Source organism: Demequina pilifera, from assembly GCF_048814985.1.
Lineage (GTDB): Bacteria > Actinomycetota > Actinomycetes > Actinomycetales > Demequinaceae > Demequina.
In genome coordinates, this window is sequence record NZ_JBMDTW010000006.1 from 177,329 (window position 1) to 191,397 (window position 14,069).

Here is a 14,069-nt window from a genome sequence, read left to right on the forward strand (position 1 = left end):
TGCCCGTCCCACGTGTCCGCGGCCGCCTGTCTCCCGGTACCGTGTCTCCATGACCACAGTGGCCGAGATCGCCGAGATTCTGGAGCTCCGTTTCCCGCCTGCGCTCGCCGAGGACTGGGATGTCACCGGACTGTCCGTGGGCGACCCCGCAGCCGAGGTGACGCGCGTGCTGTTCGCCGTCGATCCCACCCTCGCGGTGGTCGACGAGGCGATCGAGGTGGGGGCGCAGCTGCTGGTCACTCACCACCCCCTGATGCTGCGGGCAGTCACCGGCGTTCCCACGACGAGCACCAAGGGCGCCGTGGTGCACCGCCTGATCAGCAACGGCATCGCGCTCTACAGCGCCCACACCAACGCCGATGCCGCAGCGGGGGGAGTGTGCGACGCACTCGCCGAGGCGCTGGGCGTCGGTTCGGCGGTGCCGCTGCTGCCCTCGTCGGACGATGGGTCTCAGGGCACGGGCCGCATCGGCATGCTTCCCGGCCCGACCACCCTGGCCGAGTTCGCTCAGCTCGTGGCCGAGACGCTGCCCGCCACCCATCACGGGGTGCGGGTCGCGGGCGACCCCGATGGCGTGGTGACCACCGTGGCCGTCGTCGGCGGTTCGGGGGACTCCTTCCTCGAGACGGTGCGTTCCTCTGGCGCCGACGCCTACGTCACGGCTGACCTGCGTCATCACCCCGCGTCCGATGCGCGCGAGCTCGCCGAGCTCGGCGACGGCCGTCCGTACCTCATCGACGTGTCGCACTACGCGTCGGAGTGGGCGTGGCTCAAGAGCGCGGCCGAGCACGTGGCCGACGCCGCCGCGGTCGACGCCGTCGTGAGCACCCTCAACACCGACCCCTGGACCGCGCGCTACGGCGCCTGACCTTTCACCGGAGGACCCTTCGTGCCCACCGCACCCCTCGCCGACCAGCTGCGGCTGCTCGACGTGCAGGACGCTGACCTGCGCATCCAGCAGGCGCGCCACAAGCGCGACCACCTGCCCGTCCACGCCCAGCTCGCCGAGCTGTCCGAGCGTGACACCGTCCTCGATGACGAGGCGATTGCACGCGGCGCCGAGGTCACCGACCTGCGCCGCGAGGTCACCAAGGCCGAGGACGACGTCCAGGCGGTCCGCGCCCGGGCCGATCGCGATCGCGCCCGGCTCGAGTCCGGCAGCTCCAATGCGAAGGACCTGCAGGCGCTCCAGGGCGAGCTCGAGCTGCTCGGGCGACGCCAGTCGGACCTCGAGGACGTCGAGCTCGAGGCCATGGAGCGTCTCGAGGTCGCCGAAGAGGCTCACACGCGGGTGAAGGCCGAGCGCGAGGACCTCGGCAAGCGGGTGCGTGAGCTCGAGCACGAGCGCAACGTGGCCGTGCGGTCCCTCGACGCCGAGATCGAGGAGGCGGAGGCCGAGCGGGCCGCCGCCGCCGAGGGGATCGACGAGGGCCTCATGGCGCTGTACGAGCGGGTGCGCGCGCACCACGGCGGCATCGGCGCCGCGGTCCTGACCGGATCGACGTGCGGCGGCTGCCACATGAGCCTCAACCCGAGCGACATCAAGGCCATCGAGGGCGCCGCGCCGGAGCAGGTGGTGCGGTGCGAGGAGTGCGGCACCATCCTGGTCCGCAAGGACTCGTAAGTGGCCGCCGGTCAGTCTCAGAGCCGCTCGCCTTTCGCCGCCGTCAACGGCGACCTGGTCAGCCCGCTCACCATGGTCCTGGTGCGGCATGGAGTGACGGACATGACGGAGACCCACGCGCTGTCGGGGTCCGGAGAGGTCGGACCGCCGCTCAACTCCAACGGCCGCATTCAGGCCGCGAAAGCGGCAGATGCCGTCTACCGCATCGGCCGTAGGACCTGGGAGCAGGTGCCGCACGTGTCCCGCGTGATCGCGTCTCCCATGGTCCGCACGCAGGAGACCGGCGCGGCGATCGGCCGCCGCATCGGCGCCCACGTCGAGACCGAGCCGCGCGTGCGCGAGATCCACTTTGGCGACTGGGAGGGCCTGACCGGGGCCGAGATCGCGGATCGCGACGGTGACGCGCTCCACCGCTGGCGCTTTGGCGAGATCTCCGCGCCTGCTGGCGAGTCGATCCCCGAGGTCGGCGCGCGGTTCGATGACTTCTTGATGGAGGCGGCGGCGGAGCACGCGCGCCGATGCGCGGAAGGCGACGATCAGGCGCGGGCGTGGGCAGTGGCCTCGCATGCGGTCGCGATCAAGTCCGCCGTCGGCGTCTCGCTCGCGATGCCGACCACGCACTGGGGCCAGATCTGGCCGTCGCCGGCGTCGCTCACGATGCTGCGGCTGCACGTCCATGCGGACGGCACGATCTCCGAGCGCCACGTGTTGTGCGTGGGATCGCCCACGGACTGACGTGCGCTAGGCGGTTTCGCCCCGGCTCCGTTTGCCGAGGAACTTGCGGTCGTCGTTCGCGTAGGCGTAGTACCAGCCGATGAGCACGCCGCCGCCCACGAAGTTGCCCAGCAGCACGATCCCGATGTTGCCGAGCGCGAGACCCACATCGATGCCGCCCTGGAGCGCCACGATCGAAAACAGCACCGTGTTCGCGACGGAGTGCTCGAAGCCCACGAATGCGAACACGAACACGCTCATGATCATGGCGAGGGACTGCGTGAGGTCGTCCTTGATGCGGCCGTTGTAGACCATCAGCATCGCCAGGTTGATCATGAAGTTGCACAGCACCGCGCGGAAGAACAGGTCTCCCCAGCCCGCGATGCCGCTCGCGACGAAGTCGAGTTTGTGGTCGACGGAGTCCGTCATCTGCGCGCCGATGGCGCCTTCGGTGAGCGTCGACCCCGCGACCATGAGCGCGACGACGAGCCCGCCCACGAGGTTTCCGGCGTAGCACAGCGCGAGCATGCGCAGGGATTTCAGCACGGTCGTGCGCCGGTAGTAGAGCCCGATCGACACGATCATCATGTTCGACGTGAGGAGTTCGGACTTGCTGTAGTAGATGAAGACCAACGCAAAGCCGAACACCAGCGCGCCGACCATGTGCCCCAGCGTCACGAGGTCGCCGCTGCCGATGCCGCTGAAAGCCGCGATCACCGCGTAGTACGCGAGGTACATGACGCCGACGAGCCCACCCGCCATGGCCGCGCGCATCATGTACACACGGGCGAGGCCACCGCTCATGGCGGTCTTGGTCTCCAGCGCGTGCAGAGTGGTCGAGATGAAGTGCTTGCCGGGGAAGAGCTCGTCCTGGTCGGTCATGAGGTCAAGAGTGGCACGCGGCGCCCTCAGCCGGCGACGACAAGCGTGATCTCCTGAGCCCCGAGCGTCACGTCGGTGACCCCCGAAATGCCGCGCGCCGCGTCGGCGAGGTCGGCCGCGGACTCAGGGACCGCATCGGCCGTCGCCAGGGCGCCCGTCAGGAGGCCGCGAGTGTGCTTGGCCATGTGGCTGACCACGGTGCGGCGTCCGTGCAGCTCCCGCTCGACCCGCACCGCCACGTGGTCCGCCCCAGTGGGGCGCCACGCCGCCACATACGACGAGCTACGACAGTCGACCACCAAGCGGCCATCTGCCAGGTGTGACAGCTCCTCCGCGAGGTGCTGACGCCAGTATGACGCGAGCGGGCCGATGCGCCCCAGGCTGGTCGACATCGACAGCCGGTAGGCGGGGATCCGGTCGGCGGGGGAGACCGCGCCCCACAGCGCGGATACGATCCGGACGCGCCCCGCGGCGCGGCTCAGCTCATCCTCGGTCCACCCGCCCATGCCGGCGGCGTCGTAGAGGACGCCCGAGTAGACGCGCGCCGCAGCATCGGCCGGGTTCTCCCACAGGGTGCGGTTGCGCTCGACGTCATCGGCGAGCGCGGGGCCCACCCCTAGCACGTCGAAGGCGTTGCGCTGCCCGCTCACCTTCGCGAGCGTGTCGCCCACGCGCCGCCGGGCCGATGCGAGGGCAGGGTGCGCGAGCGCCTCCAGATCCACGGGGGCGTCCTCGGCTGGGGCGGTCTTTCCTTCGGAGGGGGGAAGCAGGATCAGCACGGGCACCAGGGTACGGGCGTGCGGGCGCCGGTCGGTGCTCGCGGCCGACATGGACCCAACGGCCGGATCAACTCAGCGGGGCCTGGGTGAGTGAACGCGAGCCAGGGGCCGCGCACTCAGTTGGGACGGCTCGTCGGTCGCCCTGGCACCCGTGAGGGTAGTCTTGAGCCGCGGATGAGCTGGCCAGGCGGCCGCGTCGCCCCTCGGGGCGCCGAGGAACGTCCGGGCTCCGCAGGGCAGGGTGATGGCTAACGGCCACCCGGGGTGACCCGCGGGAAAGTGCCACAGAAAGCAAACCGCCTCCCGGTGCCGCAAGGCGCAGGGCGGTAAGGGTGAAAGGGTGAGGTAAGAGCTCACCGCGCGACTGGTGACAGGAGCGGCACGGTAAACCCCACCCGGAGCAAGGCCGAACAGGATGCGTTCGAGGGCGGCCCGCCCGAGCATCTGGGTAGGCTGCTGGAGCCCTGGAGCAATCCAGGGCCTAGATGGATGGCCGCACGGTGCGCAGCGGCAACGCGGCGCACATCAGACAGAACCCGGCGTATCGGCCAGCTCATCCGCACCGCATCGATTCGAGCGCGGCATCGCCGCGCCCTGAGCGCGCACGCGTTACCCTCTCCGAGTGAGACCCGAAGACGGCGCCGGCGAGCGCAACGGAGCATCTGGCCCGCGAGACAAGCGGCGCCCCATGCCGCCGTCCATCCAGCCCGGCGGTGCTCGGCCCCCGGCGGGGCAGCCTCGCCCCACGACCGGAAGCGTTCCCCAGCGACGCAGCACGCGCCCCGCGGGCGCACCTGAGCCGCAGTCGGGTCGGCAGCCGCAAACCGGCCGGCAGCCGCAGTCCGGGGCCGCGGCCACGCCGGCCTCCAACCGCCCGCCCCAGTCGCGCAGTGCGCCCCGCCCGGCGCAGACCCGCACCCCCGCATCGGCCCCAGTGGAGCAGCCGCGCCGCGCGCCGGTGCGTCGCAAGCGTCACCGCGGCCGCACCATCCTGGTCTCCCTGTTGGTGCTGCTGCTGGTCGCCGCGCTCGGGCTCTACTTCTGGGTCGATTCCCAGATTCAGAGCGTCGACGCACTCAGCGGCGCGGCCGACACTCCCGGCAGCACCTACCTGATCGTGGGCTCCGACTCTCGCGAGGGCTGGGACGGCGGCAATGACACCCCGGGCCAGCGCACGGACACCATCATGCTGCTGCACAAGCCCGAGAGCGGGCCGACCGCGCTCATCAGCATCCCCCGCGACTCGTACGTCGAGATCCCGGGCAACGGCAGCAACAAGATCAACGCGTCGTTCGCCTTCGGCGGGGCGCCGCTGCTGGTCGAGACAGTCGAAGGCCTGTCGGGACTGACGGTGGACCACTACCTCGAGGTGGGCTTCGGCGGAGTCGAGGGGATCGTCGACGCGGTGGGCGGCGTGGAGCTCTGCTACGACGAGGACGTCTCCGACCGCCGCAGCCGGCTGGAGTGGGAGGCCGGCTGCCACGTCGCGGACGGCCAGACCGCGCTGGCCTTCGCCCGCATGCGCTACAGCGACCCGCTCGGCGACATCGGCCGGGTCCAGCGCCAGCAGCAGGTGGTGGGCGCAGTGGCCGACAACGTCCTCAGCCCCGGCACCGTGCTGAACCCGTTCACCGGTCTGCCGGTGGTGAGCGCGGGGCTCGAGGCCTTCCGCGTCTCCGAGGAGACCAGCCCGATCGACCTCGCGGGCTTCGCCCTGACATTCAACTCTGCTCGCGGGGGAGAGGCCGTGACGGGCACGCCGCCCATCGCGAGCATGGGCCACAGCGTCGCCGGAGTGGGGTCGACGGTGCTGCTCGACCCGGAACGGATCGACCAGTTCTGGGCCGACATCGCCTCAGGCGCCTTCGAGCCCGGCACCGAGGTGGGCGGGGTCCAGTAGCGCGGTTCGCGTGCACGCGGCCGATGCACGGGTCGAGCAGGTGCGCTGGTTTCGTCGCGCGCGGCTCATCCGGTCAGCCGGTCCGCGAGGCGTCCCGCAGGTGACCGCGCGATTCGGCGGAGCCCAGCCCCCAGCGCACTGCGCGGGTCGCGAGGGCGCCGCCGGCTGGGCCGAAGGCGCGCGTGGACCAGCGCTCGAGGCCGAGCTCCTGACGGGCCCACGCGGGCAGCAGCGCGACCGCCCCGGCGGCGAGCGGCGCATAGCCGAGCCGTACTGGTCGCGGCAGCGGCGGCTCGCGCAGCAGGAACTGCGCGGTGTCGAGCGCCTCTGGTGATGCCTCGAGCTCGGGCATGTAGTCGTCGAAGGCCTGCTTCAGCTCCGCCGTGGTGACCGGCACGTCCTCCGCACCCAGAGCCAGCGCGACCCGCCCCGACTGCGCGAGGTACTCGTCCGCCTCGCCGGGGCCCAGCTCCCTCTCGCCGTAGCGCTGGTAGGCGCTGAGGAAGGAATCGGCCTCGGCGATGTGCACCCACGTGAGCAGCCGCGGATCGCTGGCGCGGTATGGGCGCCCGTCCGAGGTCTTGCCCTTGACGCGCTCGTGAACAGCGCGGATCCGGTCGATCATCGCTTGAGAGTCCTCGGCGGTCCCGAACGTCGTGAACGCGAGGAACGTGGACGTCCGTGCCAGGCGCCCCCACGGATCACCCCGGTAGCCCGAGTGCCCAGCGACGCCGGCCATCGCGAGGGGATGCAGCGACTGCAGCAGGAGCGCGCGCAGTCCTCCCACGAAGGTGGACGCATCGCCGTGGACGCGCCGAATCGCCGCATGAGGGCCGAACCAGCGCTCGCCAGGGGTGTCGTGGATGCGCGCACGCGCCTCGTATCCGTCGGGACCCGCAATGCGGGTGAACAGCGCGTGGCCCACGCGTGCCTGCACGCTGGCGATCGGTCCTGAGGCACTCATGTGAGAGTCAACGTTCGCGCGCGGCCGCGCGATTCCGCCCTCGACCTGACCGGCCGTTAGAATCAAATCCCACGCGCTCCGCGCGGCCCCTCCCGATGGCACGGGAGCCGCCACGGACCCGCGTCGCCCGCAGGAGGGCGTCACGGCGGCGCGGGGGTCCCCCCGAGAAGGAGAGTGCGCGGTCCCATGGTCACGTCCAGGCGCCTGACTGCCGCGTCGTCGCTGTCCCGCGCGCTCGACAGCGAGCGGGCGCGCGCGGTGGTCACCATCGGGGCGATCGTGCTGCTCGTCTCCGGGCAGGGCTTCCGATACCTGCTGGGCCTGCCTGCGTTCGCAGTGATGTCGGTGGTGACCATCGTCGCCGTCTTCGTGGTGTTCAAGCCCTCCTTGCGCTCCATGCGGCCACCGCTGCTGATCGGCGCCTTCGTCGGACTGGCCGCCCTGAGCGTCGTGTGGTCGGCCACGCGCGCCGTCACCACGCTGGCCGTCGTCGCGCTGGTGGCGACCACGGCCATCGCCATCATCACCGCGCGCGGCGCGAGCAACACGGAGTTCATGGTCCGCCTGTACCGGGGGCTCCAGGTGAGCCTGTTCCTCGGGATCGCCTTCGAGCTCGTCGTCGCGTTCGTGGTGCGCGCCGCTGTGCCGCCGCTGGCGGGCGACCTCGAGGCGCTGGCGGCCAACCGGGGCGCTGAAGCGATCCAATCGCCATGGTCCGCCAACTTGCTGCTCGAGGGTGGCCCCATCCAGGGCTTCGTGGGCAATCGCAATCCCTTCGGCGCCATCGCGCTGCTGGCGGGCATCGTCGCGTTCGTGCTGCTGCTCGACAGGCGCATTCGCAGGGTCGACGGATGGGTCACGCTCGGTGCTGCCGGTGCGGTCCACGTGCTGACGATGTCCGCCACCGTCACGGCCTCGATCGTCGCGCTCGCCGCCTTGACCGTCGGCGCGTACGTGCTCAGGCGGCTGCGGCCGCGCGGCAAACGGGTGCTGTCCTTCACGATCATCGCGTGCGCCGCGATCGGCTCCGTGCTCACGCTCAAGTACCGCGAGGAGCTCTTCGCGCTGCTCGAACGCGGCTCGGACTTCACCAACCGCACCCAGATCTGGTACGAGGTGATCGACTACGCCGTGCAGCGGCCAGACGGCTGGGGCTACGTGGGCTACTGGCCCATCTGGCAGTACCCGTACTCCGAGATCGGACTGGGTCTGGAATGGGTGCGCCCCACGCACGCGCACAACGCCTTCCTCGACGCGTGGCTGCAGCTGGGGCTGATCGGCGTGGTGCTGCTGTTCGGGATCGTGGTGCTGCTGTTCGGCAGCGCCTGGCGGCTCGTGGAGCGTGCCGACCGCGGCGACACCCACCTGCCCCTGGGGTGGGCGCTGCTGACGGTCGCGCTGCTCCTGCAGGCGCTGACCGAGTCCCGGCTGCTCGTCGAGGGTGGGTGGTTCCTGCTGGTGGCCCTGTTCTGCATGGGTCCGCCTGTGTTCACGCTGACCATCGTCGACCCGCAACTGGTCCACTTCGGCACACGCATGCGCGAAGCCGACGAGGCGCGCACGGCGAGCAGGATCGATGCGTCAGAGAAGAGACACCGGCGCGGCACACGCTCCTGACGACCACGTGAACGGCGCGGGAGTGCGTCCGGCGGAGTGGCGTCGCCATGGGGCAGGGCGCCGCGGCTAGGGTCGCGGGGTGCTGAGGACACTGCGAGAGGAACACGCGCTCGTCCGCGCCCGGATGGGCGTGGTGGCCGTCGCGGCCGCGCTGGCCATGGCCGCGTGTATGCCCGCGTCCACCGGCGATGGCGAACGGGTCGACGACAGGCCCTCTCCGACACCGACCTCGACGGCCACGCCCGCCCCCGCACCCGCTGTCGACACGACCGCCCCGGCGTCGGCCGAGGCCGTGGGGACCGCATCGGCCGCCGTGCGCGACCTCACCGTGAAGGGCCGCGCGCCCAAGACCGGCTACTCGCGCGAACAGTTCGGCGACGGCTGGGTGGACGTGGACCGCAATGGCTGCGACACCAGGAACGACATGCTGCGCCTGCGGCTCACCGACCGCGTCATGTCAGGGGAGTGCAAGGTGCTCGAGGGATCGCTCGCGGACCCCTTCACCGACTCCACCGTGCGGTTCGTGCGCGGCGGCGCGAGCGAAGTGGACGTCGACCACCTCGTCGCGCTCTCGGACGCGTGGCAGAAGGGCGCCGCCACCTGGGACTTCGCCAAGCGCGTGGCGTTCGCCAACGACCCCCTCAACCTGGAGCCGGTGGACGCGGGCGCGAACCGTGCCAAGGGCGACTCCGACGCGGCGACATGGCTGCCGCCCCATCAGGGGTATCGCTGCGAGTACGTGGCTCGCCAGGCGGCGGTGAAGGCGAAGTACGACGTGTGGATCACGGCGGCGGAGCTGGACGCGATGCTGCGCGTGCTCGACCAGTGCCCAGGACACGAGCTCCCCGGGCCAGGGGATCAGCCCGTGATCGCCGACAACGTGGGCCGGGCTCCCGATGCGGAGCCGACCCCGCGGGCGAGCCCCAGCCGCGCGACCACCGGTGAAGACGCGCTCGATCCGGACCTGGGCACGTGCAAGGCGGCGAAGGCCGAGGGATACGGGCCCTACGTGCGAGGGGTGGACCCGGAGTACGACTACTACCGCGACGGGGACGGTGACGGCGAGGTCTGCGAGTAGCGGACCGCGATCACTTCTTGTTCTTCTTGGACTCCGCCTTCTTGGCCTTCTTCTCGTCTTCTTTGCGGCGCTTGTCATCCCTCTTGTGGAGGTTGGCGGCCCAAGCGGCCGCGCCGACGATCCCCGCACCGTTGCGCAGCTCCGCCGGCACGATCGGAGCGCGCAGCGTGAGCTTGGGGAGGAACATGTGGTGCGACTTCGAGATGCCCCCGCCGACGATGATCAGGTCGGGCCAGACCAGCTTCTCCATCTCGGAGTAGAACCGCTGCAGGTTCTTGGTCCACGCGTCCCAGTCGAGGTCCAGGCGGTCACGGGCCGATTCTGCCGCGAAGTCCTCGGCCTCCTGGCCGCCGATCTCGACGTGGCCGAACTCTGTGTTGGGGACGAGCTGGCCGTCGACGATGAGCGCCGTGCCGATCCCCGTGCCCAGGGTGGTCATGAGAATGACGCCCTCGCGCCCGTGCGCGGCGCCGTGGATGTACTCGCCGTAGCCGGCCGCATCCGCATCGTTGATGACGAACACATCGTGGCCCGCGTAGTCGCGGATGACCGTGCGCATGTTGGTGCCGATCCACGCGTCGTCGACGTTCGCGGCGGTCTTGACGACGCCGTTCTGCACGACGCCGGGGAACGCGACGCCGATCGGCATCTTCTTGCCCGGCGAGAACTTGGAGATGCACTTCGCCACGGTGCGCGCGATGGCATCGGGAGTGGACGGGTCGGGGGTGGGGATGCGGTAGCGCTCTTCGGTGAACTCTCCGGTGCGGAGGTCGACGGGCGCGGCCTTGATGCCGGTGCCGCCGATGTCGACTCCGAGTGCGATGTGCTTGCTCATGGCAGTGTCAGGACCTCCGGGCCGTCTTCCGTGATGAGGATCGTGTGCTCGAACTGGGCGACCCACGAGCCGTCGTCGGTGACGACGGTCCAGCCGTCGTCCCACTCGTGGCTCACCTCCGAGCCCATGCACAGCATGGGCTCGACGGTGAAGACCATGCCGGTCTCGATGACGTCGGCGTGCATGGGTGCGGCGTCGTAGTGGGGGATCACCAGCCCGGTGTGGAACGCCGGCCCCACGCCATGGCCGGTGTAGTTGCGCACCGACTCGAAGCCGAACCGGGTGGCGTACTTCTCGATTACGCGGCCGATCACATTCACCTCGCGCCCCGGCCGGGCCGCCTTGATGCCGCGCATCATCGCCTCGTGAGTGACCTCGACGAGCTGACGAGCACGATCCGTGCCCTCGCCCGCGATGAAGGAGCCGCAGTTGTCGCCGTGCGCGCCGTCCTTGTATGCGGTGATGTCGATCTTCACGATGTCGCCCTCGCGCACCACGGTCGAGTCCGGGATGCCGTGGCAGATCACCTCGTTGACGGAGGTGCACAGCGCCTTGGGAAACGGCGGCCGTCCCGCGGCGCCCGGGTAGCCGAGGGTCGATGGGTAGGCGCCGTGGTCCAGCACGAACTCGTGGCCGATGCGGTCCAGCTCGTCCGTCGTGACTCCCGGCCGGATGTGCCGGCCCACCTCGGCAAGCGCCTGCGCCGCGATCCGTGCCGACACGCGGATGCGCTCGATCAGCTCCGGATCGTGGACGTCGCCCGACGTCCACTTGGTCGCGCGCGTACGCCCCACGTACTCGGGGCGAGAGATGGACTTGGGCACCGCGCGCAACGGCGACACGACACCCTTCGTGATGCTCTCGCGGACCGCACTCATACCTGGCAGTCTATTCACGGAGGCGATGCGCATGTCACCGGATGAGACCGGCGAGGTCGAGTACTTCTTCAACACCCGCACGAGGATGGTGGAGAAGGGCAGAGTCAGTTCGTGGGAGCACCTGATGGGGCCGTATGCGACCCGTGAGGAGGCCGAACGCGCGCTCGCGAAGGCTCAGAAGAGAGCCGAGGCCTGGGACGAGGCAGATGAGGAGTGGGAGGGGGACCGCTGAGCGACGCCCCACCCGCGCGCTACTCGTCGAACGTGTGATCGGATGACGGGAAGGCGCCGCCCTTGACGTCGCGGACGTAGGCTGCCGCGCCGTCGCTCATCGCGGTGCCGACCTGGGCGAACTGGCGCGAGAAAGACGGATGCCAGTCGCCCACCCCGAGCGCGTCGAGCCACACCAGCACCTGGCCGTCCGTGTCCGCACCGGCGCCGATGCCGATGGTCGGAATGTCGAGCGCCGCCGTCACCTTGGCGGCCACGGGTGCGATCACCATCTCGAGCACCACGGCGAAGGCTCCCGCCTCCTGCAGCGCGAGAGCATCGGCGAGCAGCTCGTCGTAGGCGCCGTCGCCGCGTCCCTGGATGCGGCGGCCGCCGAGCGCGTTCTCCGACTGGGGCGTGAAGCCCAGGTGGCCGCAGAAGGGAATGCCCGCATCGGTCACCGCCTTGACCTGGCGCGCGATCCGGCGCCCGCCCTCGAACTTGATCGCCTGAGCGCCGGACAGCTTCATCATCCGGATCGAGGACTCGACCGCCTGCTCGGGCGACACCTCGTAGGTGCCGAACGGCAGGTCCGCGACCACGAACGCGTTCTTGGTGGCCTTCGCCACGGCCCGAGCGAACGGGATCATCTCGTCGAGAGTGAGCGGAACCGTGGAGTCGTACCCCAGCATGTTGTCGCCGAGAGAGTCGCCGACGAGCAGCATGTCGACGCCGGCCTCGTCGAAGGCCCGGGCGGTGGGGAAGTCGTACGCGGTGAGCATGGTGATCTTCTCGCCGCGCGCCTTCATCTCCTTGAAGTGATGGATGCGCTTCATATGCCCACTCTAGGACGAGGGCCGGGATCGGTGGGCCGGGCTACTCGGCGTTCTCGCGCCAGCGGCTGGTGATGGGCAGGCGCCGGTCGCGGCCGAAGGCCAGCGCCGTGACCTTGGGACCCGGGGGGTACTGCCGGCGCTTCCACTCGGCGCGGTCGACGAGGGAGAGCACCGTGTCGACCACGGTCTCGTCGAACCCGCGGGCCAGCAGCTCCGCGCGACCCTCTGCGTGCTCGACGTACGCGTCGAGCACCTCGTCGAGCACGTCATAGGGGGGCAGCGAGTCCTGATCCGTCTGCCCGGGGCGCAGCTCGGCGCTGGGGGGCTTGTCGATCGAGTTCTCCGGGATGGGCGGCGTCTCCTGACGGGACTGCGCGTGGGCGTTGCGCCACCGGGCGAGCTCCCAGACGCGCGACTTGTCGACGTCCTTGAGCGGCGCGAAGCCGCCGATGCTGCCCGCGTCGTAGATGGTCGCGTAGCCGGTGGCGAGTTCCGACTTGTTGCCGGGCGCGATGACCAAGTGGTTCTCCCGATTGGAGATCGCCATCAGGATCACGCCCCGGACCCGAGCCTGCAGGTTCTCCTCGGCGACTCCCTCGAGCGCGAGCTCGTGCTGGAAGGCGTCGACCATGCGCTCGATGGGCTGCACGCGGTAGTCGGCGCCCAGGCGCTTGGCCAAGTCCGCCGCGTCGTCTCTGGAGTGCTCGGACGAGAACGAGGACGGCATCGAGACGCCGACCACGTGCTCCCCGCCGAGCGCGTCAGCGGCGATGGCGGCGGTGAGCGCGGAGTCGATCCCGCCCGACAGCCCGAGCACCACCGAGCTGAAGCCGTTCTTGACGACGTAGTCGCGCAGGCCCGTGACGCAGGCCCGGTAGACCTGCTCGTCGTCGCTGGTGGATTCGGCAAGCGCCGATGCGCGGGCGGGCTCGGTCTTCTCCGGCAGGTCCCAGATGACCAGGGCATCGGCGAAGCCGGGCGCGGACGCGACCGGGGCTCCGTCGGCGCCGACGACGAAGCTGTGGCCGTCGAAGACCAGGTCGTCCTGGCCGCCCCACAGGTTGACGTATGCCACCGGAGCACCGACGTCGCGCGCGCGCCGCTGCGCGAGCTCGGTGCGGATGTGACCCTTGCCCTCCTCGAACGGGGAGCCGTTGAGGACCGCCAGCAGGTCGATCCCAGCACCGTCCATCTGCGCCACGGGGCCACCGTCGGCCCAGATGTCCTCGCAGATGACGACCCCGATGCGACGGCCCTGCACCTCCACCACGCACCGGTCCTCGCCCGCGGCGAAGATGCGGCGTTCGTCGAACACTCCGTAGTTGGGCAGGTGGTGCTTGTTGTACCGGGCGGTGACCTCGCCGTGGCGGATCACCACGGCCTGATTGAAGGGCCGGCCCGAGCGCGCCACGCCCAGCGTGCCCAGCACCACGGTGAGCTCTCCCAAGCCCTGCTCGGCCAGGTCCGCCGCGATGCGCTGCACCGAGCGCTCGGCGGCGCGCTGAAAGCTCTCGCGCAGGGCCAGATCCTCGATCGGGTAGCCCGTGATGGTCATCTCGGGGAACAGCACGAGGTCCGCGCCGGCGTCTCGTGCCGCGTGACACGCCCGGCTCACAAGCGCCGCGTTACCAGGGATGTCTCCCACACAAGTGTTGATCTGAGCAAGGGCGATGCGGATCGACGGCATGCGGTCAGCGTAGTGCGCACCCACGCTGCGGGTCACGTGACACGAATGACACATAGTTGAGGCAG

Annotated in this window: 14 protein-coding genes and 1 other RNA gene; 8 read left to right on the top strand and 7 right to left on the bottom strand. The window is 70.4% G+C overall.

What is annotated here, in order from left to right:
• Positions 1–49: 49 nt before the first annotated feature.
• The 3 genes from ACNI14_RS12070 to ACNI14_RS12080 are packed head-to-tail and all read left to right on the top strand — an operon-like array spanning position 50 to position 2,359.
• Positions 50–868: a Nif3-like dinuclear metal center hexameric protein gene (locus ACNI14_RS12070; protein WP_420520290.1), complete on the top strand. Its 819-nt coding sequence runs from the start codon at positions 50–52 to the stop codon at positions 866–868.
• A 21-nt stretch (positions 869–889) separates the two neighbouring features.
• Positions 890–1,624 (top strand): zinc ribbon domain-containing protein, encoded by a 735-nt coding sequence (locus ACNI14_RS12075; protein ID WP_420520291.1) that lies wholly within the window; start codon positions 890–892, stop codon positions 1,622–1,624.
• The gene (locus ACNI14_RS12080) at positions 1,625–2,359 is read left to right on the top strand and encodes a histidine phosphatase family protein (RefSeq protein ID WP_420520292.1); all 735 of its coding nucleotides are present in this window, start codon (positions 1,625–1,627) and stop codon (positions 2,357–2,359) included. It abuts the gene before it with no gap.
• Between the two features lie 6 nt (positions 2,360–2,365).
• On the opposite strand, the gene ACNI14_RS12085 is transcribed toward ACNI14_RS12080, so the two are convergent.
• Positions 2,366–3,220 (bottom strand): formate/nitrite transporter family protein, encoded by an 855-nt coding sequence (locus ACNI14_RS12085; protein WP_420520293.1) that lies wholly within the window; start codon positions 3,218–3,220, stop codon positions 2,366–2,368.
• Positions 3,221–3,246: 26 nt separating this feature from the next.
• Positions 3,247–3,999: a YaaA family protein gene (locus ACNI14_RS12090; RefSeq protein ID WP_420520294.1), complete on the bottom strand. Its 753-nt coding sequence runs from the start codon at positions 3,997–3,999 to the stop codon at positions 3,247–3,249.
• Between the two features lie 175 nt (positions 4,000–4,174).
• On the opposite strand from ACNI14_RS12090, the gene rnpB reads away from it, so the two are divergent.
• An RNA gene (rnpB, locus tag ACNI14_RS12095) (RNase P RNA component class A) lies at positions 4,175–4,559 on the top strand.
• A gap of 62 nt (positions 4,560–4,621) precedes the next feature.
• Positions 4,622–5,899: an LCP family protein gene (locus ACNI14_RS12100; protein WP_420520295.1), complete on the top strand. Its 1,278-nt coding sequence runs from the start codon at positions 4,622–4,624 to the stop codon at positions 5,897–5,899.
• A 73-nt stretch (positions 5,900–5,972) separates the two neighbouring features.
• Here the strand turns inward: ACNI14_RS12100 and ACNI14_RS12105 are convergent, their stop codons facing one another.
• Positions 5,973–6,863, bottom strand: a complete 891-nt coding sequence (locus ACNI14_RS12105; protein WP_420520296.1) for an oxygenase MpaB family protein — start codon at positions 6,861–6,863, stop codon at positions 5,973–5,975.
• A 186-nt stretch (positions 6,864–7,049) separates the two neighbouring features.
• On the opposite strand from ACNI14_RS12105, the gene ACNI14_RS12110 reads away from it, so the two are divergent.
• Positions 7,050–8,480: an O-antigen ligase family protein gene (locus ACNI14_RS12110; protein WP_420520297.1), complete on the top strand. Its 1,431-nt coding sequence runs from the start codon at positions 7,050–7,052 to the stop codon at positions 8,478–8,480.
• 79 nt (positions 8,481–8,559) lie between these two features.
• Complete coding sequence (locus ACNI14_RS12115; RefSeq protein WP_420520298.1) at positions 8,560–9,558, top strand: GmrSD restriction endonuclease domain-containing protein; 999 nt, start codon at positions 8,560–8,562, stop codon at positions 9,556–9,558.
• A 10-nt stretch (positions 9,559–9,568) separates the two neighbouring features.
• Here ACNI14_RS12115 and ppgK read toward each other — a convergent pair whose 3' ends face one another.
• Together ppgK and map are read right to left on the bottom strand one after the other, a co-directional pair.
• On the bottom strand, positions 9,569–10,393 hold the full coding sequence (ppgK, locus tag ACNI14_RS12120) for a polyphosphate--glucose phosphotransferase (protein ID WP_420520299.1): 825 nt from the start codon (positions 10,391–10,393) through the stop codon (positions 9,569–9,571).
• A complete protein-coding gene (map, locus tag ACNI14_RS12125) occupies positions 10,390–11,271 on the bottom strand; it encodes a type I methionyl aminopeptidase (protein ID WP_420520300.1) in 882 nt (293 codons plus the stop codon). The genes ppgK and map overlap by 4 nt, the downstream gene beginning before the upstream one ends.
• Before the next feature lie 31 nt (positions 11,272–11,302).
• On the opposite strand from map, the gene ACNI14_RS12130 reads away from it, so the two are divergent.
• A complete protein-coding gene (locus ACNI14_RS12130; protein ID WP_420520301.1) occupies positions 11,303–11,503 on the top strand; it encodes an SPOR domain-containing protein in 201 nt (66 codons plus the stop codon).
• Positions 11,504–11,522: 19 nt separating this feature from the next.
• Here ACNI14_RS12130 and panB read toward each other — a convergent pair whose 3' ends face one another.
• A complete protein-coding gene (gene panB, locus ACNI14_RS12135) occupies positions 11,523–12,317 on the bottom strand; it encodes a 3-methyl-2-oxobutanoate hydroxymethyltransferase (RefSeq protein WP_420520302.1) in 795 nt (264 codons plus the stop codon).
• A 40-nt stretch (positions 12,318–12,357) separates the two neighbouring features.
• On the bottom strand, positions 12,358–14,004 hold the full coding sequence (locus ACNI14_RS12140; protein ID WP_420520303.1) for an NAD+ synthase: 1,647 nt from the start codon (positions 14,002–14,004) through the stop codon (positions 12,358–12,360).
• Between the last annotated feature and the right edge of the window lie 65 nt (positions 14,005–14,069).

What these genes read in the sequence shown, in the direction of transcription:
- ACNI14_RS12130 (WP_420520301.1), top strand. Translation starts at nt 11,303, where the DNA reads ATGTCACCGGATGAGACCGGCGAGGTCGAGTACTTCTTCAACACCCGC.
- panB (WP_420520302.1), bottom strand. Translation starts at nt 12,317, where the DNA reads ATGAAGCGCATCCATCACTTCAAGGAGATGAAGGCGCGCGGCGAGAAG.
- ACNI14_RS12110 (WP_420520297.1), top strand. Translation starts at nt 7,050, where the DNA reads ATGGTCACGTCCAGGCGCCTGACTGCCGCGTCGTCGCTGTCCCGCGCG.
- ACNI14_RS12140 (WP_420520303.1), bottom strand. Translation starts at nt 14,004, where the DNA reads ATGCCGTCGATCCGCATCGCCCTTGCTCAGATCAACACTTGTGTGGGA.
- ppgK (WP_420520299.1), bottom strand. Translation starts at nt 10,393, where the DNA reads ATGAGCAAGCACATCGCACTCGGAGTCGACATCGGCGGCACCGGCATC.
- ACNI14_RS12085 (WP_420520293.1), bottom strand. Translation starts at nt 3,220, where the DNA reads ATGACCGACCAGGACGAGCTCTTCCCCGGCAAGCACTTCATCTCGACC.
- ACNI14_RS12070 (WP_420520290.1), top strand. Translation starts at nt 50, where the DNA reads ATGACCACAGTGGCCGAGATCGCCGAGATTCTGGAGCTCCGTTTCCCG.
- ACNI14_RS12105 (WP_420520296.1), bottom strand. Translation starts at nt 6,863, where the DNA reads ATGAGTGCCTCAGGACCGATCGCCAGCGTGCAGGCACGCGTGGGCCAC.
- map (WP_420520300.1), bottom strand. Translation starts at nt 11,271, where the DNA reads ATGAGTGCGGTCCGCGAGAGCATCACGAAGGGTGTCGTGTCGCCGTTG.